Source organism: Flavobacterium xizangense (genome assembly GCF_054075145.1).
In genome coordinates this window covers 1-236 of sequence record NZ_JBSIPG010000326.1, presented here as the reverse complement: position 1 = coordinate 236, position 236 = coordinate 1, and the positions used below count along the sequence as shown (strand labels likewise).

The following is a 236-nucleotide window of genomic DNA, read 5'->3' as shown; positions in this document are numbered from 1 at the left end:
CAATATATTCAATAACAAAGTTTGGAAAAGATAAATTTCATACCTACAGATATAAATATGATAGAGGAAATTTATTTATAGAAATAGCAACCGATAATGAAAGTAAAAATATTAATGTAGATAAGCTAACATATAAAGAATTAACATCATTAGTATCAAAAATGAAAACTAAATTTACTTACAAAATAAATAAAGGTGATTTTGATGAATATTTTTATGATGTTCCTTTGTGGACA

General features: G+C 21.6%; 1 protein-coding gene. It reads left to right on the top strand.

Features of this window, described 5'->3' with window-relative positions; genetic code table 11:
• A partial coding sequence (locus tag ACWA1B_RS23630) for a hypothetical protein (RefSeq protein ID WP_456911134.1) occupies positions 1 to 236 on the top strand: 236 nt, incomplete at both ends.